At 63.6% G+C, this 23,608-nt stretch carries 23 protein-coding genes and 2 pseudogenes; 14 read left to right on the plus strand and 11 right to left on the minus strand.

Annotation, left to right across the window (positions count from 1 at the left end; all coding sequences use genetic code 11):
- Positions 1-146 precede the first annotated feature (146 nt).
- Positions 147-1,343, plus strand: coding sequence for a PLP-dependent aminotransferase family protein (locus tag X771_RS140420; protein WP_023689842.1), 1,197 nt, complete (start codon positions 147-149; stop codon positions 1,341-1,343).
- 152 nt (positions 1,344-1,495) lie between these two features.
- Here X771_RS140420 and yghU read toward each other — a convergent pair whose 3' ends face one another.
- Positions 1,496-2,365, minus strand: a complete 870-nt coding sequence (yghU, locus tag X771_RS140415; RefSeq protein ID WP_023689843.1) for a glutathione-dependent disulfide-bond oxidoreductase — start codon at positions 2,363-2,365, stop codon at positions 1,496-1,498.
- A 427-nt stretch (positions 2,366-2,792) separates the two neighbouring features.
- Between yghU and X771_RS140410 the strand changes: the two genes are divergently transcribed.
- Positions 2,793-3,704, plus strand: a complete 912-nt coding sequence (locus X771_RS140410; RefSeq protein WP_023671416.1) for a S1C family serine protease — start codon at positions 2,793-2,795, stop codon at positions 3,702-3,704.
- 190 nt (positions 3,705-3,894) lie between these two features.
- Here the strand turns inward: X771_RS140410 and X771_RS140405 are convergent, their stop codons facing one another.
- Complete coding sequence (locus X771_RS140405) at positions 3,895-4,509, minus strand: hypothetical protein (RefSeq protein WP_023835356.1); 615 nt, start codon at positions 4,507-4,509, stop codon at positions 3,895-3,897.
- A 171-nt stretch (positions 4,510-4,680) separates the two neighbouring features.
- On the opposite strand from X771_RS140405, the gene X771_RS140400 reads away from it, so the two are divergent.
- From X771_RS140400 to X771_RS140375, 7 genes and pseudogenes are all read left to right on the plus strand, one after another.
- A complete protein-coding gene (locus X771_RS140400; RefSeq protein WP_031203108.1) occupies positions 4,681-5,277 on the plus strand; it encodes a YdeI/OmpD-associated family protein in 597 nt (198 codons plus the stop codon).
- Between the two features lie 210 nt (positions 5,278-5,487).
- The gene (locus X771_RS140395; RefSeq protein ID WP_023689846.1) at positions 5,488-6,546 is read left to right on the plus strand and encodes a nucleotidyltransferase domain-containing protein; all 1,059 of its coding nucleotides are present in this window, start codon (positions 5,488-5,490) and stop codon (positions 6,544-6,546) included.
- A gap of 202 nt (positions 6,547-6,748) precedes the next feature.
- A complete protein-coding gene (locus tag X771_RS140390) occupies positions 6,749-7,957 on the plus strand; it encodes an ABC transporter substrate-binding protein (protein ID WP_023689847.1) in 1,209 nt (402 codons plus the stop codon).
- Positions 7,954-8,743, plus strand: a pseudogene (locus tag X771_RS01000000165415) (ABC transporter ATP-binding protein). The gene X771_RS140390 and the pseudogene X771_RS01000000165415 overlap by 4 nt, the downstream one beginning before the upstream one ends.
- Positions 8,740-9,444 (plus strand): ABC transporter ATP-binding protein, encoded by a 705-nt coding sequence (locus X771_RS140385; RefSeq protein WP_023671422.1) that lies wholly within the window; start codon positions 8,740-8,742, stop codon positions 9,442-9,444. The pseudogene X771_RS01000000165415 and the gene X771_RS140385 overlap by 4 nt, the downstream one beginning before the upstream one ends.
- Positions 9,445-9,618: 174 nt before the next feature.
- Positions 9,619-10,506 (plus strand): branched-chain amino acid ABC transporter permease, encoded by an 888-nt coding sequence (locus X771_RS140380; protein WP_023671423.1) that lies wholly within the window; start codon positions 9,619-9,621, stop codon positions 10,504-10,506.
- Between the two features lies 1 nt (position 10,507).
- Positions 10,508-11,494, plus strand: coding sequence for a branched-chain amino acid ABC transporter permease (locus X771_RS140375; RefSeq protein ID WP_023689850.1), 987 nt, complete (start codon positions 10,508-10,510; stop codon positions 11,492-11,494).
- Here the strand turns inward: X771_RS140375 and X771_RS140370 are convergent.
- The 4 genes from X771_RS140370 to X771_RS140355 are packed head-to-tail and all read right to left on the minus strand — an operon-like array spanning position 11,488 to position 16,088.
- The gene (locus X771_RS140370) at positions 11,488-12,444 is read right to left on the minus strand and encodes a spore coat protein U domain-containing protein (protein WP_023689851.1); all 957 of its coding nucleotides are present in this window, start codon (positions 12,442-12,444) and stop codon (positions 11,488-11,490) included. The genes X771_RS140375 and X771_RS140370 overlap by 7 nt on opposite strands.
- Positions 12,445-12,458: 14 nt before the next feature.
- Positions 12,459-14,876, minus strand: a complete 2,418-nt coding sequence (locus X771_RS140365) for a fimbria/pilus outer membrane usher protein (protein ID WP_031203110.1) — start codon at positions 14,874-14,876, stop codon at positions 12,459-12,461.
- Positions 14,848-15,570: a molecular chaperone gene (locus X771_RS140360; protein WP_023715167.1), complete on the minus strand. Its 723-nt coding sequence runs from the start codon at positions 15,568-15,570 to the stop codon at positions 14,848-14,850. The genes X771_RS140365 and X771_RS140360 overlap by 29 nt, the downstream gene beginning before the upstream one ends.
- Positions 15,571-15,596: 26 nt before the next feature.
- The gene (locus tag X771_RS140355; protein ID WP_023685937.1) at positions 15,597-16,088 is read right to left on the minus strand and encodes a spore coat U domain-containing protein; all 492 of its coding nucleotides are present in this window, start codon (positions 16,086-16,088) and stop codon (positions 15,597-15,599) included.
- A gap of 818 nt (positions 16,089-16,906) precedes the next feature.
- Between X771_RS140355 and X771_RS140350 the strand changes: the two genes are divergently transcribed.
- From X771_RS140350 to X771_RS140340, 3 genes are all read left to right on the plus strand, one after another.
- Positions 16,907-17,296: a DUF427 domain-containing protein gene (locus X771_RS140350; protein ID WP_023689855.1), complete on the plus strand. Its 390-nt coding sequence runs from the start codon at positions 16,907-16,909 to the stop codon at positions 17,294-17,296.
- 151 nt (positions 17,297-17,447) lie between these two features.
- Complete coding sequence (locus X771_RS140345; protein WP_023689856.1) at positions 17,448-18,005, plus strand: RNA polymerase sigma factor; 558 nt, start codon at positions 17,448-17,450, stop codon at positions 18,003-18,005.
- A gap of 145 nt (positions 18,006-18,150) precedes the next feature.
- Positions 18,151-20,265: an EAL domain-containing protein gene (locus X771_RS140340; RefSeq protein WP_023689857.1), complete on the plus strand. Its 2,115-nt coding sequence runs from the start codon at positions 18,151-18,153 to the stop codon at positions 20,263-20,265.
- 116 nt (positions 20,266-20,381) lie between these two features.
- Here the strand turns inward: X771_RS140340 and X771_RS140335 are convergent.
- Together X771_RS140335 and X771_RS140330 are read right to left on the minus strand one after the other, a co-directional pair.
- Positions 20,382-20,804, minus strand: a pseudogene (locus tag X771_RS140335) (hypothetical protein); the annotation flags it as partial.
- Between the two features lie 106 nt (positions 20,805-20,910).
- Complete coding sequence (locus X771_RS140330; RefSeq protein WP_023804964.1) at positions 20,911-21,141, minus strand: hypothetical protein; 231 nt, start codon at positions 21,139-21,141, stop codon at positions 20,911-20,913.
- Positions 21,142-21,425: 284 nt separating this feature from the next.
- On the opposite strand from X771_RS140330, the gene X771_RS140325 reads away from it, so the two are divergent.
- Positions 21,426-22,145, plus strand: a complete 720-nt coding sequence (locus tag X771_RS140325) for a Crp/Fnr family transcriptional regulator (protein WP_023671436.1) — start codon at positions 21,426-21,428, stop codon at positions 22,143-22,145.
- A gap of 49 nt (positions 22,146-22,194) precedes the next feature.
- On the opposite strand, the gene X771_RS140320 is transcribed toward X771_RS140325, so the two are convergent.
- Together X771_RS140320 and X771_RS1000000168350 are read right to left on the minus strand one after the other, a co-directional pair.
- Positions 22,195-22,488, minus strand: coding sequence for a DUF982 domain-containing protein (locus X771_RS140320; protein ID WP_023685943.1), 294 nt, complete (start codon positions 22,486-22,488; stop codon positions 22,195-22,197).
- A gap of 113 nt (positions 22,489-22,601) precedes the next feature.
- The gene (locus tag X771_RS1000000168350) at positions 22,602-22,778 is read right to left on the minus strand and encodes a hypothetical protein (protein ID WP_023671438.1); all 177 of its coding nucleotides are present in this window, start codon (positions 22,776-22,778) and stop codon (positions 22,602-22,604) included.
- A gap of 242 nt (positions 22,779-23,020) precedes the next feature.
- Here X771_RS1000000168350 and X771_RS140315 point away from each other — a divergent pair, with 242 nt between their 5' ends.
- Positions 23,021-23,185: a hypothetical protein gene (locus X771_RS140315; protein ID WP_023671439.1), complete on the plus strand. Its 165-nt coding sequence runs from the start codon at positions 23,021-23,023 to the stop codon at positions 23,183-23,185.
- Here the strand turns inward: X771_RS140315 and X771_RS140310 are convergent.
- Positions 23,182-23,547 (minus strand): VOC family protein, encoded by a 366-nt coding sequence (locus X771_RS140310; protein WP_023689860.1) that lies wholly within the window; start codon positions 23,545-23,547, stop codon positions 23,182-23,184. The two genes, X771_RS140315 and X771_RS140310, sit on opposite strands and share 4 nt — an antisense overlap.
- Positions 23,548-23,608 lie beyond the last annotated feature (61 nt).

Consider the following 23,608-nt stretch of genomic DNA (forward strand, 5'->3'; position numbering starts at 1 on the left):
CGTCTGGGCCACGCGGAATGAGGGTTTGGCTATTCCAGCGGGTGAGGGAGCCTGATAATAGGTCAGTCAGATTGACCTAAATCGCATGGCCAGAACGGTCATGCTGGACCAGATGCCGTATCCCGGGAGGTGGGCTCGTGAGTTTGATGGACCTGTTGGCGTCGCGCGCCTCGCGCATGAAGGCGTCGGAAATCCGCGAGCTGCTCAAACTGCTCGACCAGCCCGACATCATCTCCTTTGCCGGCGGCATCCCCGATCCGGCCTTGTTTCCGGCCCAGGCGATCGCCGATGCCTATGCCTCGGTGCTGGGCGGTGCGGAGGCGAGCGCAGCACTTCAGTATCAGGTCTCCGAAGGCTATCTGCCGCTCAGAAAATGGCTGGCGGGCCAGATGGGCAAGCTTGGCATCGCCTGCGACGAGCACAACATCTTCATCACCTCCGGCTCGCAGCAGGCGCTGGATTATCTCGGCAAGCTGTTCCTGTCGCCGGGCGACACAGCACTCGTGACATGGCCGACCTATCTCGGCGCGTTGCAGGCCTTCAACGCCTATGAGCCGCGCTACCACCGGCTGACGCCGGATGGCGGCAACATGACGCCCGCCGCCTACCAGGCGGCGGCTGCCGCTGCAGGCGGCAAGGTGAAATTTGCCTATCTCGTGCCCGATTTCGCCAACCCGACCGGCGAGACGCTGAACCGCCAGCAGCGCGAGGCGGTGCTCGACCTTGCCGGCGAGCTCGACATTGCCGTCATCGAGGACGCCGCCTATCGCGCGCTGCGCTATGACGGCGAGGGCCAGCCGCCGATCCTGGCGCTCGACTGCGAACGCTCCGGCGGCATCGAAAACGCCCGCACGCTCTATTGCGGCTCGTTCTCAAAGATTCTGTCGCCGGGCATGCGCGTCGGCTGGGTCTGCGCGCCGCGCCGTGTCGTCGAGCGGCTGGTGCTGATGAAGCAGGCGTCGGACCTGCACAGCCCGTCGATCAACCAGCTGGTCATGCACCGCGTCTCCGAGGCCGTGTACGACAGCCAGGTGGAAAAGCTGATCGGCGCCTATCGCCAGCGCCGCGACGGCTTGCTTGCAGCACTCGAAGCGGAAATGCCGGATGGCGTCAGCTGGAGCCGACCGGAAGGCGGCATGTTCGTTTGGCTGACGCTGCCCGAAGGTGCGGACGCCACGGCACTGCTCGCCCGCTCGGTCAAGGAAGCCCGCGTGGCGTTCGTGCCGGGCAACGCATTCTACGCCGACGGTTCGGGCCGCAACACGATGCGGATGAGCTTTACGCTGGCTGATGAACGCGCCGTGGGTGAGGGCGTGCCGAGGCTGGCGAAATTGATGGGCTAATCTCCCCCCTCGAGGGGGAGATGTCGCCGAAGGCGACAGAGGGGGTCGCCGCGCGTGGAGCGCTAACCTTCATCAGTCGCAGGAGGTCGCGCCCAGTCGAGCCGACCCCCTCTGGCCTGCCGGCCATCTCCCCCTCAAGGGGGGAGATTAGCTCACTCCGCCACCACCAATTTATCCTGCGTCTTCGTCTCGAAATCGCTGGCGTCGTGGCGCTCGTGCAGTTGCATGGCGGGGTCGCCGAAGGCGCGGTTGACCATGCGGCCGCGTTGCACGGTCGGGCGGGCGTCGATCGCCCTGGCCCAGCGTTGTACGTGCTCGTAGTCCTGCACCGACAGGAACTCGGCGGAATCATTGTACATGCGGCCGAGCGCCAGGCCGCCATACCAGGGCCATACCGCCATGTCGGCGATCGAATAGAAGGCGCCGCCGAGGTATTCGGTCTCCGCCAGCCGCCGGTCGAGCACGTCGAACTGGCGCTTGGTCTCCATGGCGAAGCGGTCGATGGCGTATTCGATTTTTTCGGGCGCATAGGCGTAGAAATGGCCGAAGCCGCCGCCGAGATAGGGCGCCGAACCCATCTGCCAGAACAGCCAGGACAAGGTTTCCGCGCGCGCCGGCTGTTCGGTCGGCAGGAACTCGCCGAACTTTTCCGCGAGATAAAGCAGGATCGAGCCGGACTCGAAGACGCGGACAGGCGTCTTGCCGCTGCGGTCGAGCAGCGCCGGGATCTTGGAGTTGGGGTTGACCTCGACAAAGCCCGAGCCGAACTGGTCGCCATCGTTGATGCGGATCAGCCAGGCGTCGTATTCGGCGCCCTTGTGGCCGAGCGCCAGAAGCTCCTCCAGCATGACAGTCACTTTGACCCCATTCGGCGTCGCCAGCGAATAGAGCTGCAGCGGATGCTTGCCGACCGGCAGCACCTTGTCATGCGTCGGACCGGCAATAGGCCGGTTGATGCTGGCGAACGTACCGCCATTGGCTTTCTTCCAGCTCCAGACTTTCGGCGGGGTGTATTCGGTCATGCGGGAAATTCCTTGGTTTGGCGGGCGAAACGACTTGCGCGACGGCGCGAGACTGATGGCGGAAAAGTCGGCGGAACCTAGATACGGGAACACATAGGTGCAATTCAGAAAGGTTCAACTTGTGTTGAACTATTATCGATGTCGGCGCCGCCCCTCATCGCCCTGCCGGGCACTTCTCCCCGTATAGTGACGGGGAGAAGGACGCTGTCGCCTACTGATTTCCCCAATTGCCAGCGTTGCCAAGAGCGCCGATGTTGCGGCCATCTCCCTTCTCCCCGTCACTATACGGGGAGAAGGTGCCGGCAGGCGGATGAGGGGCAGCGCCAGCCTCTGAAATGATTGCCTTGTTGCCTAAGCCCTTGCGCCCTGTGCAGCGCGGCATACCTATAGAGGATACTGCCCACGCATATCTGCCAAGGATGACCGCATGCCGATCGATCCCGTTTCCCCGCTCTTGCGCTCCGTCGTTGGCGTGCGCGCCATGGTTCCCGACGATGCCTTCACGGCCAATGCCCTGGGCACGCGCCGGGAAGGCAGCGGCGTCGTCATCCGCGGCGACGGGCTGGTGCTCACCATCGGCTATCTCATCACCGAGGCCGAGGAGGTCTGGCTGACCGACCAGGACGGCCGCGTCGTGCCGGCGCATGCGCTGGCCTATGACCAGGAGACAGGCTTCGGCCTAGTGCAGGCGCTGGCGCCGCTCGGCCTGCCGGCGGTGGCGCTGGGTGACGCCTCGAAGGCCAAGATCGGCGACCCCGTGGTGTTTGCCGACGGCACCGGCCGCTCGGTCAAGGCACACATCGTCACCAAGCAGGAATTCGCCGGCTATTGGGAATATCTGCTCGACGAGGCGATCTTCATTGCCCCGGCGCATCCGTCCTGGGGCGGCGCGGCGCTCATCGGCCAGGATGGCAGCCTGCTCGGCATCGGTTCGCTGCTTTTGCAGATGAGCCGCAACGGCGAGGTCGCCGACATCAACATGGTCGTGCCGATCAACCTTCTGACCCCGATCCTCGACGATCTCCTGACGCGCGGCCAGGTGGCGAAGCCGCCGCGCCCATGGCTCGGCGCCTTCTCGGCCGAGAGCAACGGTGCGGTCGTGGTGATGAGCGTCGCCGAAGGCGGCCCCGCCGCCAAGGCCGGCCTGCGCCAGGGCGACATCATCTCCGACGTGCGCGATGGCGAGGTCGACGGTCTCGCCGATTTCTACCGCAAGCTATGGCAGAATCCGGCGGGTTCGGAGATTCCTCTCAGGGTCGTGCGTGACGGTCGTGAGACTTGGCTGCGAGTGAAATCCGCCGACCGAAACAGCTTTTTGAAGAAACCGCATCTGCAGTGAAGCCAATCTCCCCCCAAGTGGGGGGGATGCCCGGCAGGGCAGAGGGGGGGGCGCGAAGGATCGCGACCTCTCGATCTATTTTCTGACAAGAATCGCGGGATAAACGTGGCTGACACTGGCCGGTGCGTTGGCGGGACAGCGGCCCCCCTGCCGGCCATCTCCCCCACGAGGGGGGAGATTGGCTGCCCCCTCAATCCCCGCATACCCTAAAAGGCGTCCCCGTGTCCCACTCCGCGAAGGGCACGACCTGGCCTTCGACAGACACGATACTGTTCACCTTGCTGTCATCATCCTGCGTCTGCATACTTTTGCCCTTGCCGGTCAGCACGTCGTAGTCGCAGCTGCTGTAGACGACAACAGACTGGTATTTGTAATGGTCATAGGCAACGCCGGCGACGACGAAGGCCTCGTTGCGCCAGGCGATGGTCAGCGTCATGTCGGTCCGCTCGCCGGGGCCGATCAGCCCCGGCAGATAGATCTTGATCGAGCCGTTGGGCAGCAAGGTCAACTCCGGTTCGATGCCGGAGCCCTCATAATGCGGCTGGTCGTAGTCGTTCCATTCGCCGTAGACCTGCTCATGCACGACGCCGGCGGGTTTCAGAAAATTGTACTTTTTGTCCCTCAGGAAGAAATGCATGTCCATGGTGCTATCTTCGGGCTCGGTCTCGACGATCATCGCCAGATCGGCGGCGCCGTCCCCATTGAAGTCGCCGGTCAGCGCGGTGATGATCTTCTGGGTTTCGATGGGTTCGGCGAGCGCCGAGGCCGGCAGCAGAAGGATGAGGCCGAGTAACATCGATCGCATGGCATTTCCCCCGAATTGCAGTCTGCCTTGCCCGGCTCGACCAGCCGGGAAACTGCCATGACCGCCGGCTTGGGCGCAAGCCGGCTCGCAATAGGCTAGGGGGTATCGACGCCGATGACGGAAACTGGCATCGACAGCCGATACAGCCGGCCCGGCAACAACGAGGTGATGATGGCGCCGTTCAAGGTCGATCCCGACAAGGTTCATGAATTCCCCGATCCCGACAGTTTTTACGCCTGGCTGCGCGAAAATCATGCCGGCGAGAGCGAGGTCTGGATCAAGGTCCACAAGGTCGGCTCGGGCCTCGCCTCGATCACGCCGAAGCAGGCTATCGACGTGGCGCTGTGCTTCGGCTGGATCGACGCCATACGCAAGCCGCTCGACGACAAGAGCTTTCTGCAGCGCTACACGCCGCGCGGCAAGAAGAGCATCTGGAGCAAGATCAACATCGACAATGTCGCCCGCCTGGTCGAGGAGGGCCGCATGACTGAACACGGGCTGAAACAGGTCGAGGCGGCCAAGGCCGACGGCCGCTGGGACCGCGCCTATGCCTCAGGCAAGGACATGAAGATCCCTGACGATCTGCAGGCCGCCATCGATGCCGAGCCAAAGGCGAAAGAGATGCTGGCGAAGCTTTCCGCCCAAAACCGCTTCGCGCTCGCCTTCCGCACCCACAACATGAAGACGGAGGCGGGGCGCAAGAAGAAGATCGAGGCTTTCGTCGCGATGCTGAAGCGCGGCGAGAGGATCTATCCGCAGAAGCGGTGAGGCGACGGCAAGCGGCTGCCATGGTGCGCGCAGCTAAAAACCCGCTTGTGAGGTTCTGGCCTCGCTTGCACGGACATAACATATTGTCTTTACGGTATTTTCCACTCGTCGTGCGGATGATAGCTGCGATAGTGGAAAAAAGTAACAACATATTGTTAATTAAGAGTTTTCCACTATGTTAACTTGATCCTGGCTTAAGAGTGGAAAACGATGCTGAGAGAGTTGACCGGCGAGCAGCGGCGCCAACTCATAGATACGCAACAGGTCTACGAGGCCTGGCAGCGTGCTGATGACCAGCGCCAAAGGCGCTTTGCAGGCAGCATGCGCTGGGTTGAGCGCAGCGGTGCTGAATACCTGCTGCGGAAGGTCCGGCAGGTCGAGAATTCACTCGGGCCGAAAAGCAGCCAGACGGAGAAGGCGTTCGCTGCGTTTTCCGAGGGCAGGGTGCAGAACAAGGATCTGCTGGCAGGTCTGGCCGATCGCCTGAACGGCCTGGCGAAAGTCAATGTGGCAATGGGGTTGGGCAGGGTACCGGCCATCGCCGCACGGATATTGCGGCGGTGCGCCGAAACAGACCTGCTGGGCAAGCAGTTGCTGGTTGTCGGCACGAATGCGCTGTTCGCTTACGAGGCTCTGGCGGGCGTCCAGATCACCAGCGGTCTCACGGCAACCGGCGACATCGACCTGCTCTTCGATTCGCGACGTCGCATCAGCTTCGTGACCGGCGAGAGGGTAAGCCAGTCCGGCCTGATAGGCGTGTTGCGTAAAGTGGACAGGTCCTTCAAGCCGCTCCAGCCCCGGGCCTTCAGGGCAGCGAACCGTGATGGCTATCTGGTCGACCTGATCCGTCCGCAGGCAAGACATGTCCTCAAGGACAACGCCACTACCTCGATTACACAGCATGCCGACGATCTCGACAGCGCACCCATGGAGGGGCTGCAATGGCTCATCAACGCCCCGAAGGTGGAGGCTGTGGCGATCGATGAGCGTGGCTATCCCGTAAGCATGCCGACGGTCGACCCTCGAATGTTCGCTCTGCACAAGGCTTGGCTGGCCACGCTGCCTGATCGGTCTGCGGTCAAGGCAATGAGAGATCGTGAACAGGCGGAAGCGGCTGCACGCATTGCCACCGCCTATCTTGCCCTTCCGCTGGACAGCGAACATCTCAAAAGGCCTCCGGCGGCATTGCGAGACGCCGCGGCCGCAACGCTGTCCCTTCCTGGCCCGAGCGGCTTTTCCGAAGACCTTCCAATTGAGCCGGACTGGTAGCGCCCACACGCCATGCTACGAAAATAGCATTCTCCCCTTGCGAAATGTGATGCTACGGTTCCCGGCGCACCCAGGGCGGAGGGGTTGCCAAGAGGAGAAGTGGCGGGCGCTGGCCCGGATTTCAGCGAGTACCGGACGGAGCTGTTGAACCATTGCAAGGCCGCCGCGTTTTCCAGCGTCGGCCACAAGGGAGGAACCACCTGTGAAAGCATCCTATCTCGTCTCAGCCGCGCTGCTTGCGGCGACTGCGATGCCGGCGGCGGCCGGCGAAATTTCCGACGGCAAGGTCAAGATCGGCATCCTCAACGACCAGTCGGGCGTCTATGCCGATTTCGGCGGCAAATGGTCGGTCGAGGCCGCCAGGATGGCGGTCGAGGATTTTGGCGGCAAGGTGCAGGGCGCGCCAATCGAGATCGTCAACGCCGATCACCAGAACAAGCCCGACATTGCCTCCAACATTGCGCGCCAGTGGTACGACACCGAGCAGGTCGACGCGATCATGGAACTGACGACATCCTCGGTGGCGCTCGCCGTCCAGGGGTTGTCCAAGGAAAAGAAGAAGATCGACATCGTCACCGGAGCGGCATCGGCCGACCTGACCGGCAAGCAATGCTCGCCCTACGGTTTCCACTGGGCTTACGATACCCACTCGCAGGCGGTCGGCACCGGCGGCGCGCTGGTGCAGCAGGGCGGCGACAGCTGGTATTTCATCACCGTCGACTATGCCTTCGGCTATTCGCTGAAGGAGCAGACCTCAAAGGTTGTTGAGGCAAGCGGCGGCAAAGTGCTGGGCGAGGTGCGTTACCCCTTGGGATCGACGGATTATTCCTCCTTCCTGCTGCAGGCGCAGTCCTCCGGCGCCAAGGTTATCGGCCTTGCCAATGCCGGCCTCGACACCTCCAATACCATCAAGCAGGCGGCCGAGTTCGGCATCGTCGCCGGCGGCCAGCGGCTGGCAGCACTTCTGTTCACGCTTGCCGAGGTGCACGGCCTCGGCCTGCAGGCGGCGCAGGGCGTGGTGCTCACCGAAGGGTTTTACTGGGACCGCGACGACAAGAGCCGCGACTTCGCCGGGCGCTTCTTCAAGCGCACCAACCGCATGCCCAACATGATCCAGGCCGGCACCTATTCGGCGGTGCTGCAATATCTCAAGGCCATCGACAAGGCCGGCACCGACGAAACCGAGGCGGTCGCCAAGCAACTCCATGAAATGCCCGTCGACGACATCATCAACGCCAACGGCAAGGTACAGGCCGACGGCTCGATGGTGCACGACATGTATCTCTATCAGGTCAAAAAGCCCGAGGAGTCGAAGAAGGACTGGGACTACTACACCTACCTTGCGACCATTCCGGGCGACAAGGCCTTCATCAAGGCTGAAGACAGCGGCTGCCCGCTCGTCACCAAGTGACGCTGGCGCAAGCCGTGGCCGTCCAGCCGGACGGTGCCGAAATCAAGCCGCGGGTGGTGCTCTCCGCCCGCGGCCTGCGGCGCGATTTTGCCGGTTTCGTCGCCGTCAACAATGTCGACCTCGACGTCCATCACGGCCAGATCCATGCACTGATCGGGCCGAACGGCGCCGGCAAGACGACGATCTTCAACCTCTTGACCAAGTTCCTGCAGCCGAGCAGCGGCAGGATCGAACTGTTGGGCAACGACATCACCCGCACCGCGCCGGCCAGGGTGGCGCGCATGGGTCTCGTCCGCTCGTTCCAGATATCGGCGATCTTTCCGCATCNGCGTCGCCTTGCAGCGGCCGAGCGGGCTCGGCTTCCAGTTCTGGCGCTCGCTGGCCGCGCTTGACCAACTGACTCCACGGGCGCGCGAACTGCTTGCCGTCGTCGGTCTCGACGATGTCGCGCATCGTCCGGCCGGCGATCTCTCCTATGGCCGAAAGCGCGTGCTCGAGATCGCCACCACGCTGGCGCTCGACCCGAAAGTGCTGCTGCTCGACGAGCCGATGGCCGGCATGGGGCACGAGGATGTCGGCGTCATTTCCGGCATCATCCGCTCGCTGGCAACGGACCGCGCCGTGCTGATGGTCGAGCACAATCTCACCGTCGTCGCCGACCTCTGCGACTGGATCACCGTCATGCAGCGCGGCCAGGTGCTCGCCGCCGGCGACTACGCGACGGTGAGCAAGGACGAGCGCGTCAGGATCGCTTACATGGGGACCGAGCAGGGGGACCGAGCATGAGTGAGCCGCTGCTTGCCGTGCGCGATCTCCATGCCTGGTATGGCGAGGGCCATGCGCTGCATGGCGTCAACCTCGACGTTTTTCGCGGTGAGACCGTGACGCTGCTCGGCCGCAACGGCGTCGGCAAGACCACAACGCTGCGCGCCATCATGGGGCTGGTCCGCAAGCGCAGCGGCAGCGTCGCCTTCGACGGCAGCGACCTGATGCGCCTGCCGCTGCATCGTGTTGCCCATCGCGGCATCGGCTTCGTGCCGGAGGAACGCGGCATCTTCGCCACGCTCACCGTCGACGAGAACCTGATCCTGCCGCCGGTGGTGGCCAAGGGCGGCATGAGCGTCGACGAGATCTTCGATCTCTTTCCCAACCTCAAGGAGCGCCGCAACAGCCCCGGCACCAAACTCTCCGGCGGCGAACAGCAGATGCTGGCCATCGCCCGCATCCTGCGGACGGGCGTGCAGATGCTGCTGCTCGACGAGCCGACCGAGGGCCTGGCGCCGGTCATCGTCCAGCGCATCGGCGAACTGCTGGCGACCTTGAAAAAGCGCGGCATGACCATCCTGCTCGTCGAGCAGAATTTCCGCTTCGCCGCCCGCATCGCCGACCGCTTCTACCTGATGGAGCACGGCAAGGTGGTGGAGGGTTTTGCCGTAAGCGAGCTTGCCGCTCACACGCAACAGCTGCACGAGGTGTTGGGGGTATGATGACGACAGCCCACGGCAGTACCCCCACCCCGCTGCTGCGCAGCGACCCTCCCCATAAGGGGGAGGGTGGAGGGCCACCGCCCTACCTCCCCCTTGTGGGGAGGTCGGACCGAAGGTCCGGGTGGGGGTACGTGCGCACAGACGCATCCCCCTTGCAACACCATCGGTGACGCCATGACCATGATCTTCGGCATCCCCGTCCAGGCCTTGCTCGGCCAGATGCTGGTCGGGCTGATCAACGGCTCCTTCTACGCCATGCTGAGCCTCGGCCTGGCCGTCATCTTCGGCCTGCTGCGGATCATCAATTTCGCCCATGGCGCACTCTATATGCTCGGCGCCTTCATCGGTTACCTGCTGCTCGTCCATCTCGGCATCGGCTACTGGCCGGCGCTGCTCCTGGTTCCGCTCATCGTCGGCGTCTTCGGCATGGCGGTCGAGCGCGTGGCGCTGTCGCGGCTCTACCGCCTGGATCCGCTCTACGGGCTGCTGTTCACCTTCGGACTGGCGCTGGTCATCGAAGGCGTGTTCCGTTTCTACTACGGCGTGTCGGGCAACCCTTATGCCGTTCCGGCGCAGCTTGCCGGCGGCACCAATCTCGGCTTCATGTTCCTGCCCAACTATCGCGGCTGGGTGGTGGTGGCCTCGCTCATTATCTGCATCGGCACCTGGCTCCTGATCGAAAAGACCAGGCTCGGCTCCTATCTGCGCGCCGCGACCGAAAATCCCGAGCTGGTGCAGGCCTTCGGCGTCAACGTGCCGCTGCTGCTGACGCTCACCTATGGGCTCGGCGCGGCGCTCGCCGGCCTTGCCGGTATTCTCGCCGCGCCCGTCTACCAGGTCAGTCCGCTGATGGGCTCCGATATCATCATCGTCGTCTTTGCCGTCGTCGTGGTCGGCGGCATGGGTTCGATCCTCGGGGCCATCGTCACCGGCTACATGCTCGGCCTCGCCGAGGGCCTGACCAAGGTGTTCTATCCCGAGGCGTCGAACCTCGTCGTCTTCGTCATCATGGCGGTCGTGCTGCTCCTGCGCCCCGCCGGCCTGTTCGGAAGGGACGCCTGAGATGAGCGAGGCAACCCTTCACCAACAGCGCACCGCCGCCTCCGTGCGGCTGGAGCGGGTATTGCTGGCATTGGCCATACTGGCGCTGATAGCCGCGCCCTTCTTCGTCTATCCGATCTTCCTGATGAAGATGCTGTGCTTCGCGCTGTTTGCCTGCGCCTTCAACCTGCTGCTCGGCTACACCGGGCTGTTGTCGTTCGGCCACGCCACCTTCTACGGCGCCGCCGCCTATTTCTGCGCCTACGCCGTCAAGGCATGGGGCTGGCCGCCCGAGGCCGGCATCCTGCTCGGCACCGCCGGAGCGGCCGTGCTCGGCCTGGTCATGGGCTTCCTCGCCATCCGCCGGCAAGGCATCTATTTCTCGATGATCACGCTGGCGCTGGCGCAGATGTTTTATTTCTTCTGCGTCCAGGCGCCGTTCACCGAAGGCGAGGACGGCATACAGGGCGTGCCGCGCGGGCATCTGTTCGGCATCGTCGATCTCAACGTCACGCTCAACATGTATTTCGTCGTGCTTGCCGTCTTCCTCATCGGCGTCTTCGCCGTCTGGCGCATCGTCAACTCGCCCTTCGGCATGATCCTGCGTTCGATCCGCGAGAACGAGAACCGCGCCATCTCGCTGGGCTATTCGGTCGGCCGCTACAAGCTCGCCGCCTTCGTCATGTCGGCAGCCCTTGCTGGGCTTGCCGGCGCCACCAAGGCGATCGTCTTCCAGTTCGCGACGCTGACCGACGTCACCTGGCAGATGTCGGGCGAGGTGATCCTGATGACACTGCTCGGCGGCATCGGCACCATGGTCGGTCCTGTAGTCGGCGCCGGCCTGGTAGTCGGGCTGGAAAACACCCTCGCCACCTCCGGCTTCCCGGTGACCATCGCCACCGGCCTGATCTTCATGATCTGCGTGCTGGTCTTTCGCCGCGGCATCGTCGGCGAGATTTACGCGCGCTGGCTGGCGCCGGCCAACGGCGAGGAGGGCCGCGATCAATAGGTGATGGTCACCACCACCGTGTCGGTGTAGACGCCGGCCGAGGGCGTCGTCTGCGGCGGCACGCGGCCATAGACGGTGAGCGCCTGGGCCGTACCGGTTCCGGTGCCGGCCACCGTGCTTCCCGGCGTTCCGGCATCACCCCAGGGCTGCGCGCGCGCAATGTCCTTGTAGAGGCCGTAGGTGACCCGCTCGCCGCCCTTCGACATTTTGCGATTGGTCGGCGTGCCGCCTGTCGTGCCGCCATTCAGGGAGACCGTATAGGCGGTCGACGGCGTGCAGGTGACCGAGACCTGGCCGGTGGCATCGGCATTGGCGTCGAGCACGCCCTTGGAGCCGAAATCGATGTTCTGGGTGGCGACCAGGCAGTTTGCCGCGACCGTGGCGTTGATGGTGAAGGTCGGACTGGTGCCCAAGTTGCCCGCGCCGGTGTTGCAGCTGCTGCTCAACAGGGTTGTCCGGGAGCGGAACTCGAGTTGCCCGCCCGAAAATGTCGACAGATAAGTGCCCGGCGGAACGGTCGCCTGGCCGCCGGGAACCCGGCCATAGAGCGTCAGGGTGTCGATTGAGTTGCCGAAGAGATTGGGGCTCAGCAGCAGCGGTGGCGGGCGCGAGGCATAGGCCCAGTTATAGGTGCCCCAGACAACGCTCATTGCGGGGTCCGAATAGAGTTGATAGTTGAGGCTGTTGACGCCGCTCGCCATCTGCCGGGCCGCCGCCGAGGTTGCACCGCCGGTGCCGGCGGCAATATGCGGACAGACCAGGACGGGCAGCAGCAATGGCAAACTGCCGCTGCAAGTCGCGGTGAAGGTGGCTGTCGATGTCGCCGCGGTGCCCGACAGCGTGTCGATGAGGCCGAAATTCAAACTGGTGACGGTGTAACTGCAGCTCTGCGCCCGGGCGAGCGACGGGAGCAGCACCAGCAGCAGGGCGATGATTACGGCGCGCAGCATTTTTCCTCCAGCTCTCATTGGCACACCACGTTCCCGATCACCACTTGCCGGCCGCGCGCCGCCTCGAAGGGAAACTCTGCCCGGCATGAACCGCCGTCAGCGCGCTCGACCTGCACTGAATTCTGCTTGCCGAGGCCCTTGATGTAGGCCTGCCCGTCATAGCCGACGACAAAGTCTTCAGTGCCGCCATCGACGCGTCCCGACAGTCCGGCTTCGAGCGGCGTTCCGCTCGAGTCGACCAGCGTCACCAGCGCGGCCTGCGCCGCCTCGGACACGCCGAACTTCAGCACGACGCCGTTGCGGTCGGCTGGGACGACGGTCTCCTTGGTAGCCGGGACATCCGCGTCGACTGGTAGATTCTTCGGGTCGATGGAGACCGTGTTCAGCTCATAGGAGTTGAGCCCGGTGACCAGGATGCGGCCTTTGCTGTCGGTCCTGCCTACCGGCCGGTTCTGATGCAAGACCTCGACATCAGGCGTGCCGACATCGACAACGGCAAAGGCATCGTCGATGCGGTTGGTGGCGAACACCCCGCCGCCTGCGACCGCAATGGCGCCGTCCATCTGGCCGGTCACGCGAAAGTCCTTGTCGAATTGCTGGGCGCCGGCCTCGAAACGCGCAAACGGCGCGCGGTAGCTGACCGCTGCCGAACGATTGGGGACCTCGCCCTCCGAGGTGCGCAGCCGCCAGCCGATGCTGCCGTCCTCGGCCCGCTCCGATTTGGCGAGGTCGGCAGTGACATTGAGGCCCTCAGGGCCTTGCTCGACGCCTGTCGACGCCGAGATCTCGTCGTTGAACGGGATCGAAATCCCGGCGAACACGCCATAGCTGCTGTCGTCGTCGAGATCGGCGAAGGCGGTGGCATAGAGCGTGCTGCGCTTGAAGATCGCCTGGCTGTAGGACAGGCCGACGATCTGGCTGTTTTCGCCCTCGGCGCTCTTCAAATGCGTATAGGACAGGTTAAGGCTGGAGAAATCGATCGGCATCGGCACGCTGAGCGTCACCTGGTCGACCGAGCGCGGCACGCCAGCGCTGAAACGGGTGAAGTCGTCGGGGTCGAGAACCGGCTCCGCCGTCACCGAGGCGATGTCTTCATAGCCGCCAAAGGCCCGCTGCATGTGGGCGTTGATCGCCCAGCCGTCATAGCCGAATTCGACACTGGCATCGACCAGCGAGCCGGTGCGCCGGTCATGATGGCTGCCGGCGACCGCCAGCGAAGCCGCGCCATATGCCCCGAGCGGGAAGGCAGCACCTATGCCGCCATTGATCAGATCGGCGCCGCCCTCGGCATGGGCTTCCAATGTCAGCCGGTCGGTCACGCCGTAACGCGCGCTGGCGACCCCCATGACGCGGCCGTCATAATCGTCGGAGGAGATGCCGAAATTGCGCCGCGCCATCCCTGCCTCGACGGAAAAGTCGAGCAGTCCCTGGCGCAGCAGCATGCTGGAGGCATAGAACGGCAAGGTGGCCGTGGTCTCGCGGCCCAGGCTGTCGCGCAGCACCACCTGCGCCTGTCCGGCGCCCGTGAACACCGGCAGATTGGTGACCTGGAACGGCCCGGGCTGGATGTCGCCGGAATAGGTGCGCACGTTCTGCGTATAGACCTCGAGCGTCGACGGCACAGCCGCCGTGCCGCCGAAGGAGGGCAGGGGCAGCGTCACCAGGTCCGATCGCAGGTGGAAGTTGCGTTGCGCCTGGATGCCGCCGAGATAGACCGGACGCGTCCACGACAATCCACCGGAGATGAAGTCGCCGGCCCGATAGGTCATCAGCCGGTCGGGGTCGGAATAGCTCCATGTCGTGTTGAGCCGCGTGAAGCCGCCCAGCCTGCCGTCGGAATAGCCGGCGATGAAGGATTGGCTGAGCGTTCCATAGGGGCTGAACGCGCGCGCATCGAAGCCGCCGGAAACGCCCTGGAACAGCTCGACGTCCTTGTCGAACAATGTGTTGGAGCTGGCAAACAGCGAATAGTTGAGAACCGCTCCCAAGCCCGATTGCGGCGCCGGCCGGTCCTGCAAGCGCAAGCCGAGGTCCACCATGCGCGCCTCGCGGCTGTCATTGGCGGCGGTGACGTAGAGGCGCTGGGCTACCTCATCGATCCGAAACGAAACGTCGGCCAACTGGTCGAGCCTGACCAGGCCGCCGGCGTCGGCTATGTCCTCCGGCGGTTTCAGGCCGACCTCCTTCAGCTCTTGGGGCGCCGCCGCCAGCCCACCATCCGGCATCTCGATAAAATTGCCGACCAGCTTGGTCGAAACGTCGTTGATGAACACCTCGAGATAGAGGCTGCGGCCCGCTGGCAAAACGGAAGCCGGCTGTTCGAGGTTCGTCACGGCCGGAAATTCCTGCGAACGCACCGCCAAGCAAGGTGTGAAAGTCGCAACCGCGACGATGACAGCGACGCTACTTGCCCTTGACGGCAACGTTGGCATCGAAGGGTCCAAGATCGCTCTGTGCCTTCAAAAGCACGGAGCCCGCGGACAGTGATTTGCCGCTGCCGATCGGCCACTGCATGGTCGCGCCGCCCAGGACATAACCGACGAGCCCGTTTCGGTTGCCGAGCTTTTTGCCGTTCTGGGTCAGGGATAGGTTGGACAAGCGGAGACGACTTTCACCGGTATTGCTGGCTGTCAGCACAAGACTGCCGCCCTTGCGCGAAACACTCCAGGCGACTGCCGGCGCGGCCGCATCGGCGTCGCGGAAAAACACCGGCACGGAGTAGCGCAGCGCGAGCGCGACCGTACCGGCCTTCTTGCGCGACGGGTCGGGTAACTCGTCGACGATGACGCGGTAGCTTTCCTCGGCCCGCACCGGCGCCTTCGACACGCGCACGACGCGAACCACGTATTGGGCATTGGGTCCGAGTTTGGTCGATGGCGGGCTGGCGACGACGTCGGTAGTCGGCGTCAGCGTCTCGATCCCGCCAGCCTGGCTCCAGGCGAAGACGCGTATCTGCACATTGATCGGCCGCTTGGGGTCATCGTTGCTGAGGTTGAGAACCGCCGAGGCGTCGGGCGAGATCAGCTCGAGACCTGTCGGCGCCACCCTGAGCGAAGCGGCTTGTGAGAGACCGGCGCACAGCAACAGAACAGCCGTGGCTCCGATGCGTGAAAGCATGGATCGCATGATCGTCCTCGTGTTGGTATCGATTGTCAGTACGTTATGGTGATCGCAACGGTGTCGGTGTAGAGGCCCGCCGCCGGTGTCGTCTGCGGTGGAACACGCCCGTAGACCGTCAGCGGCTGAATGGCGCCGTTGCCGGTTCCGCCGACCGTGTCGGTGGGGATCGTGGTGCCCCAAAGCTGCGTCCGGGTGCTTTCCCTGTAGATGGTGTAGTCGATCGTCGCCGACGCCGGCCCGGTCATCTTGCGAACAGCAACCGTTGCGCCCGCGCCCGCTCCGGCGCTCAGACCAACATTGTAGGACTTGCCGGTCGTGCATTGCACGTTGATGGTGCTGGTCTGGTCGACATTCGCATCAATGACACCGTGCGAGCCGAAATCGAGATCGCTCGCCGTCTGCACCTTGCATTCGTCGGTAATCGTGATGCGGACATTCATGCTGCCCGTCGCGGTCGCGGCGATCGCGGGCAGGATGGGAAGCAGCGACGCTCCCGCCAGCAGCGCATATTTCAGCAATCTCATGCGTGTTTCCTCCGTCGGGCAGACCGTTCCTCGCAACACAGTCTTGACCCGGATTTCACTCCTACAGCTCCTCCGTTGCATGCTTCGCAAGACATCAACGATACAGTAATGTCAGAAGCGAACTGTGCAATGATTATTACAACTTAGATTCGGATTACGACAGCGAATAACTTCGGTATGTATCGGATAATTTTGGTTAATATTTGGTTAACAGAGATGAAATGGACATTTTCCCGAAGTGAAAGTTCATCTGTCGAAAATTTATTTTGCTTCTCGTGCCGAAAAGGCGAAAATATCTGGCAAATCATCTTGATTTGTAGAGTCTCACCTGTCGTCCTTTATTATCGATATTTCGCGGCGTGCACCGGCGCCAAGCAGCCATCGCCATAGCCGCGCCGGTAGCTGTTCGCGCCTGTCCAAGCCTTGCGGTCGTGCTGACAGGGCCGCATTCGCCAAAACCGTGTTCCGCCCGGCCCAAGCATGGCCGTCCCGGCTGAGATAAATCCACCGCCGTCGGATCGCGGCGAAACACATGCGAATCGTTCTTGCCACGCTGGCCCGGATTTCCTTCGGCGGCGCATCGGCCGGACGGGAGATGCGCCTGTTGTCCCTTGGAGCCATGATCCACGACCGGCAGCCGCGCGGACCGGCTGCCAGACGTCAGAAAAGGAAGAACGATGAAGAAGACCTATGAAAAGCCACAGCTCGAAAAGCGCCAGAAGCTGTCGCGTGTGACCGCTGTCGCCGGCCCATCAGTGACCAGTGAGAGCTGACGCCGTCGACCGGCATCGAACCACCAGCGGACGAGGAGAGCAGTCATGGATCAGCATGCGAACCCGTCACCCGGCTTCAGGCGCAATCCGGGCAAGGTGATCACCGTCGAGCCCTTCAACGGGCGTGTCGTCGTGTTTGCAAACGGCACCATCATCGCTTCCTCGGCAAAAGCCAAAATGGTGACCGAGCCGCCCCATCCCTTCTCCTTCTACATCCCGTTCGAGGACATCGACTTCCGCAAGCTCAAGAAGACGGAGCGGTCGACGCTGTGCCCCTACAAGGGCGACGCCAGCTACTGGAACGTGCTGCCGGCGGGTGAAACCGGCAACGACGCGATGTGGGCCTATGAGCAGCCTTTCGACGAGATGACTGAAATTCGCGACCACGGCGCCTTCTACCCACACCGGGTCACCATCGACGCCGCGCCGCGCTGAGCGCGTCATGCCTGTCGCCCAAAAGTGCCCAGCGTTTTTGGAGCCGACGACAGGCATGAACAGAGGAATTTTTCAGATCAGCCAAAGCTGTCCTCACCCGGGGGCGCAGCGGTTTTGCGGCAACGGCATGCCGAAACGAAGACAAAAGGTCATGGACGAAAAGCAGAGAGCAATTCTCGACGAAATCCCGCGCCTGCGCCGCTATGCGCGCTCGCTGCTGCGCGACCGCGATTCCGCCGACGATCTCGTCCAGGACTGCCTGGAGCGGGCGCTGCTGCGGCTGGACAACTGGCAGACGGGAGAGAGCCCGCGAAAATGGCTGTTCACGATCATGCATCATCTGTTCATCGACCAGATGCGCAAGGTGAACCGGCGAGGCGAGGCCTCGATGCTGCCGCTGGAGGCCGGCGAGGTGCAGGCCTCTCCCGCCGACCAGCTGGAGAATGTCGCGGCCCGCGAGATCATCGACGCGCTGCAGGCGATCAGCCCCGACCGCCGTGCCCCGCTGACCATGGTCGCCATCGAAGGCTTCTCCTATGCCGAGGCCGCCGAGATGCTCGGCGTGCCGGCCGGCACGCTGATGTCGCGCATCGCGCGCGGCCGCGAGGAACTGCGCGGCCTGCTCGAGGACAATGCGCGCCGCCGCGCGATAAGGATCGTCGAGCCAGGCCCGGCCAGGGCGGTTCCAATCAGGGCGCCAATGGCATGACGAGCCCCAATCGCATGATGACGCCTTACGGCATGGTCCGGCACGATTGCAGGCCTTGTCCGCACTGTGGGCGCGGCGCACCCGGTAACGCTTTCTTCTCTGCTTGCGTGCATAGTGGCGGCGACGGAGTGAGCGAAACCAGGGCATGGCTGAAGAGAAAATACGCAACGGCGAATTCTGGGCGCTTGCGCTCGAACGCGCTCATCTCGGCGTATGGGACTGGGATATTTTGAGCGGCGACTGTTTCTATTCGCCGACCTGGTCGCACATGCTGGGTTATGAGGATGGCGAGCTTGCCAACAGCGACGACCTCTGGCTGAAGCTGACGCATCCCGACGACCGCCAGCGGGCGCTGGCCAGCGGAGAGCGGCACATTTCCGGCCTGACCGCCTCGATCGAGACCGAGCTGCGCCTCAAGCACAAGGACGGTCACTGGATCTGGGTGCTGGACCGCGGCGGCATTGTCGAGCGTGACGAGACGGGCAGGCCTGTCAGGCTGATGGGCGTGCAGACTGACATCAGCCGGCAGAAAGAGGCGGAAGCCGAACTGGAGCGGGTCAATGTGCGCTTTCGCCTGGCGCTGGCGGCCAGCGGCACCGGCATCTGGCATCACGATATCGACGCCAACAAGAGCTATTGGGACGCCCGCACCAGGGAGATATTCGGCCTGGTCGCCGACACCGACGAGGTGGCCGCCGACCTCTGGCATTCCTATCTGCACCCCGACGACAAGGATGCCGCAGAGCGCGCCCATCTGGCGCCGCTTTCGACCGACGGCGTCGTCGCCGCGCAATACCGCATCGTCAGGCGCGACGGCGAAATCCGCCATGTCGAATCGCTGGTGCGCTTCATCGCGGCGCCTGAGACAGCGGGCCAGATTCTCGGCACCGTGCGCGATATCACCGAGGACAAGAAACGCGAGCGGGAACTCGCCTACGCCGCTCACCACGATGCGCTGACGGGCCTCTTGAACCGTGCCGCCTTCGACCGGCTGCTGGCCGTGCACATCGCCACCGAGCGGGCTTTGCCGCTGGCGGTGTTTTACGTCGATCTCGACTACTTCAAGGCGCTCAACGACTTCGCCGGCCACGCCGCCGGCGACCTGGCGCTGAAGGGTGTGGCCGCCGGTATTCTGGGCTGCCTGCCGGCATCGGCGCGTGCCGCGCGCCTCGGTGGCGACGAGTTCGCGCTGCTGGTGCCCAATTGCCAACCGGCCAAGGCCGAGGCGCTGGCCGGCGCCATCCTTGCGGCGGTCCGTGACGCCGACCTCGGACTGCCGGTGACCTCGCGAAAACTCGCGGCCAGCATCGGCATCGCCTTCGTCGAGGACACCACCACCACGGTTGCCGATGCGTTGGCCTGCGCCGACGACGCCTGCTATGCGGCCAAGGCGGCCGGGCGCAATCGCTTCGCGGTGTTTTCGGCCGATGCGGCGTCGGGCTCCGGCGGCCTCAACGCTGCGCGTGTCGCCGCCGACACTGTCGACGCCATGGATGACGGGCGGCTGAAACTGTTCGGCCAGGAAATCCATCTGCTCGGCCAGCCCTGGCAGGAGAGCCGCCATGTCGAGGTGCTGGCGCGGCTTGCCGGGCGCAATGGCAAGCTGATCCCGCCCAACGAATTCATTCCGGTCGCCGAGCGCTTCGGCATTGCCTCGCGGCTGGACCGCTGGATCATCAGGACAGCGCTTTCGCAGCATGGCAAGGCGATGCGGTCAGGCGCCATCATGCTCGGCTTCAATCTGTCGGCGCAGACGCTGAGCGATCCGCTGCTGTGGGATTTCGTCGACGCCGTCATCGCCGAGACCGGGGCGCCGCATTCCGGCATCGGCTTCGAGATCACCGAGACCGCGGCCGTCACCAATTTCGACGCCGCCGAGCAGTTCGTGCGCAAGGCGCGCGAGCGGCAATGCCGCGTCAGCCTCGACGATTTCGGCGCCGGCATGAGCTCGTTCGAATATTTGCGGCGCTTTCCGGTCGATCAGATCAAGATCGACGGCTCGTTCATCGAGAATATCGCGGAAAGCCGTTTCGACCGCGAGATCGTCTCGGCCATAGCGGGCATCGCCAAAAGTCTCGGCTGCGCGGTGGTGGCCGAAAAGATCGAACAGCAGGAAGCGCTCGACATTTTGCGCGGCATGGGCGTGGCCTATGGCCAGGGTTTTCTGCTTCACCGGCCGGAGCCGCTAGAGGCGATCGTCGCGCGGGCCGGCGAACAGTCACCGGCCAGCGGACAGTCGCCGGAAAAGCGCTTCGGCTGACGGCTTCTCATCGCCTCGGGCTCGCGCGACTTGTCCGGCTAACCGGCGTCGGCCTTTTCCTGCTTTCGCTGCGCCGCCTCCTTCTTGCGGCGCAACACCTCGTCGGTGCCGACAAGGTCCTTCGAGGCGCCGGAAATGGCGGTCGAGACGACGGCGGGCGGATCGCTGGCCGGAAAACTATCTTCGAGCCCTGATTGCAACTGCTCCTCGAGCGTCTGCGGGTTCTCGGAGCGGCCTTCGGCGCGGCGCTCGCCAACGGCTTCCACATCGCTCTTGGTGTCGGGGTGAGCGCGGGCTTCCGATATCGTCGACACCACCAGCTCGATGGCGAACTCTTTCATCGCCTCGGCTTGCGGCCCATCGACATCAGAGTCTTCGATCAGGCGGATGAGCGACTTTTCGAGGGCGCCCAGTTCCTTGACGCCCTGACACCGCGCCAGACGCTTGGTGAGCGAACCGAGCAGCGCCGGGGCAAAGGTCGAATAGGCAAGCCTGCGTGTGTCGTCGACCTGCTCGGGATGAAGCTTTTGCAAGGACATAGATGCCTCCAGTCAATCAGCCGGGCAGCTTCTGCCGCTGGCCCCTCCTTAGGAAACAGAGGGGAGGGCAAGAGGTTCCATACAGTCCTCGACAGGGTCGACGAGTTCAACTCCACAGCGACGCCATGGTCAGCGACGCTTCGAATATCTGCTCCCTGTTCTCGTTCAGCATCTTGACGGTGATCCGCCGGTGGTCGCCCTCCGGAATCTCGTCGCGCGCCACATCGTGCAATATGCGCAGCGCTTCGGCTCCCGCACGCTCCCGGCTGGGAAAAAACTGCCCCTCTTCGTCAATCTGGGTCTCGGCGTTGTACAAGTCGAAGTAGAACCGTTCCATGTGTGCAAGCATCCCTGCTGGAGAACGCTAAAGCGCGTCGCGGTTGAAAGGGCGCAGGCGACGCGCTTCAGGTCTGTGTTTTTATGCATGTCGTTGTCTCAAAATCGGGGCCATTTTTGAGCGACATGGATTAAATCCCAACCCGCACCCATGGTTCCATGCGACTGTGTCCTGAGCAGATTTACTGCCAGGAGCCGTCGCCGTGCCGGCCGATTGCAACCGCACCCGATCTCCGGCGTTTGGCTAGGCCACCAATGTCCACGAAATCTCGAACTGGATCCTCGATGCTAGAACCGCTTTATCTCAACCTTGGCCAGCATGACGCTTTGTCCGAGCAGGAAAAGGGGCTGCTGGCCGCCGCCATGACCATCGAGATGGATTTTGCCACCGGTCAGGACATCGTTTCCGAGGGATCGAGGCCAGGCTACAGCACGCTCATCATCGAGGGTCTGGCGGCGCGCTACAAAGTGCTGGAGGATGGCGGCCGCCAGTTCACCTCGTTGCAGGTGCCAGGCGATTTTGTCGATTTGCACGCCTTCCTGCTCAAGACAATGGACCATGGCATTATCGCTTTGTCGCCATGCCGGGTGATCGCCGCCGACCACAGTCGGCTAAGGACGATCACCGAACAGGCGCCTCATCTCAGCCGCTTGCTTTGGCTGGACACGCTCGTCGATGGCGCCATCCATCGGGAATGGATCGTGGCCATGGGCCGGCGGTCCAAGACTTCGCACCTGGCGCATCTTGTGTGCGAGCTGTTCGTGCGGCTCCAGGTCGTCAAGCAGACCAACGGCATGAGTTTCCGGCTTCCCCTGTCGCAGGCGGAACTGGCCGATGTGCTTGGGCTTTCGGTCGTCCACATGAACCGGGTCATCGGCGCGCTGCGCAAGATCGGTGTGATCGGCTGGGCGAATTACATGGTAACCATTCTGGACTGGCAGCAGCTGGTGGAAATCGCCGAGTTCGACCCGACTTATCTCAGCATGAATCGCGAGCCGAGATAGGCCATCCGGCGTTCGCCATGACATCGCAGGCAATCCGTCAGCCGGTCTTTCAACGATGCCCATCCAGCGACGCCAATTCGTCGAGCATGGCAAGGGCGGCACTTGGCTTGGCCGGCTTCAGCAAGCCCTGTTGGGCGGCGGCATTCTGGAAAGCGGCAAAGGCGATGTCCGGGCGGCAAATGCCGTTCAACGCGTCGTCCACCAGCCTGTCGGCCGCCTTGTAGGCCGCCGTCTGCTTGTTCTTCCATGTTCCGCCTAGCGCCCTCCTGGCGTCGGCGATCGACGACACCGTCATCGCGCTTCCGTCCACGAATCTGATCGTCAGGGGCAGAAAACGGCTCATGCGCTCACCATCCAAACCATTCGCGTCTCGCCCGGATCGATCTCATCACTTGCCTCCTTGAAAACGGGATCGCCATAAACGAGGCAATCACAAACTGGTTGCAGCCCGGCGAGCTACATGTTGCTTGCCGGCCAGATCGGCCGATGCGGACGATAAGGCGGCCGCGGCGCCGGCTTCAACGGGATGTCGGCGAGCGAGTTGCGGATCGGCCTGAACAGTATCGGCGAAGACGCGGCGCGGCGGTGCAATACCGCGGCTGACAATTTGGCAATCAGATTTCGAACGTCCATGGGACACCTCGAGCGCGTTGAGAGTCCCCCCATCGCGATCACCTACCACCTCACCCCCACCATCCGCATTTAACTTTGATATAGGCCGGACGAATACGCGCCGCGCGCAATGTCTGCCGCCGAGATTCTGCCGATCCTCGGCGGCGGCTATTGAGCGGCGTCGCCAGGCTGGCGGTCACGCATCCCAGCAGCGACGTCGCAGACGCTGCTGCAACCGGATGAATTTTCGTGCATTCTTGTGCATGGCCACAATGCTTCGAACCGACACGCCGGCAAAATGCTGCTCCTATTGCGGTTCGCGAGAGCATGACTACGAGGATTGTCCGAAGCGCAAAGCAGAGGCGGAGCGGCAGTGGGAAGGCCAGGCAAAGCCCGGCGCCGAATCCGAGGCGACGGCCGAAGCCTAGCTGGGCTCGAACAGCTCGATCACGTTGCCGGACGGATCTTCACAAAGAATCTGTCGCCCGCCCGGACCTTCGACGATCTCGTTGCGGAACCCCACGCCGGCCTCTCGCATCTCAGTCACGACTGCCGGCAATTGCTCGACTTCGAGCACAAAGCGGTTGCATCCGCCCGGCTCGGGTGTCCGGCCGTCCGGCATCGGCCTGGCTGCCGACGCCAGGGGGCCGGCGAGCCAGAGCGAAAGGTCGCCGCGCGTCAGGATGGCCATCGCCGGACCGAATTGCTGCTTCAGCGCGAAGCCCAGATGGCTCGTATAAAACGCGATGGACAGATCGACATCGCGGACCAGATATCGGACGGACACCATTCGCAGGCTCCCTCACAAAGGCCCCTCCCGAGAGATAGCTGGCGGGACAAGTCGGGGCAAG

Origin of the sequence: Mesorhizobium sp. LSJC269B00 (assembly GCF_000502815.1) — a bacterium.
Classification (GTDB): domain Bacteria; phylum Pseudomonadota; class Alphaproteobacteria; order Rhizobiales; family Rhizobiaceae; genus Mesorhizobium.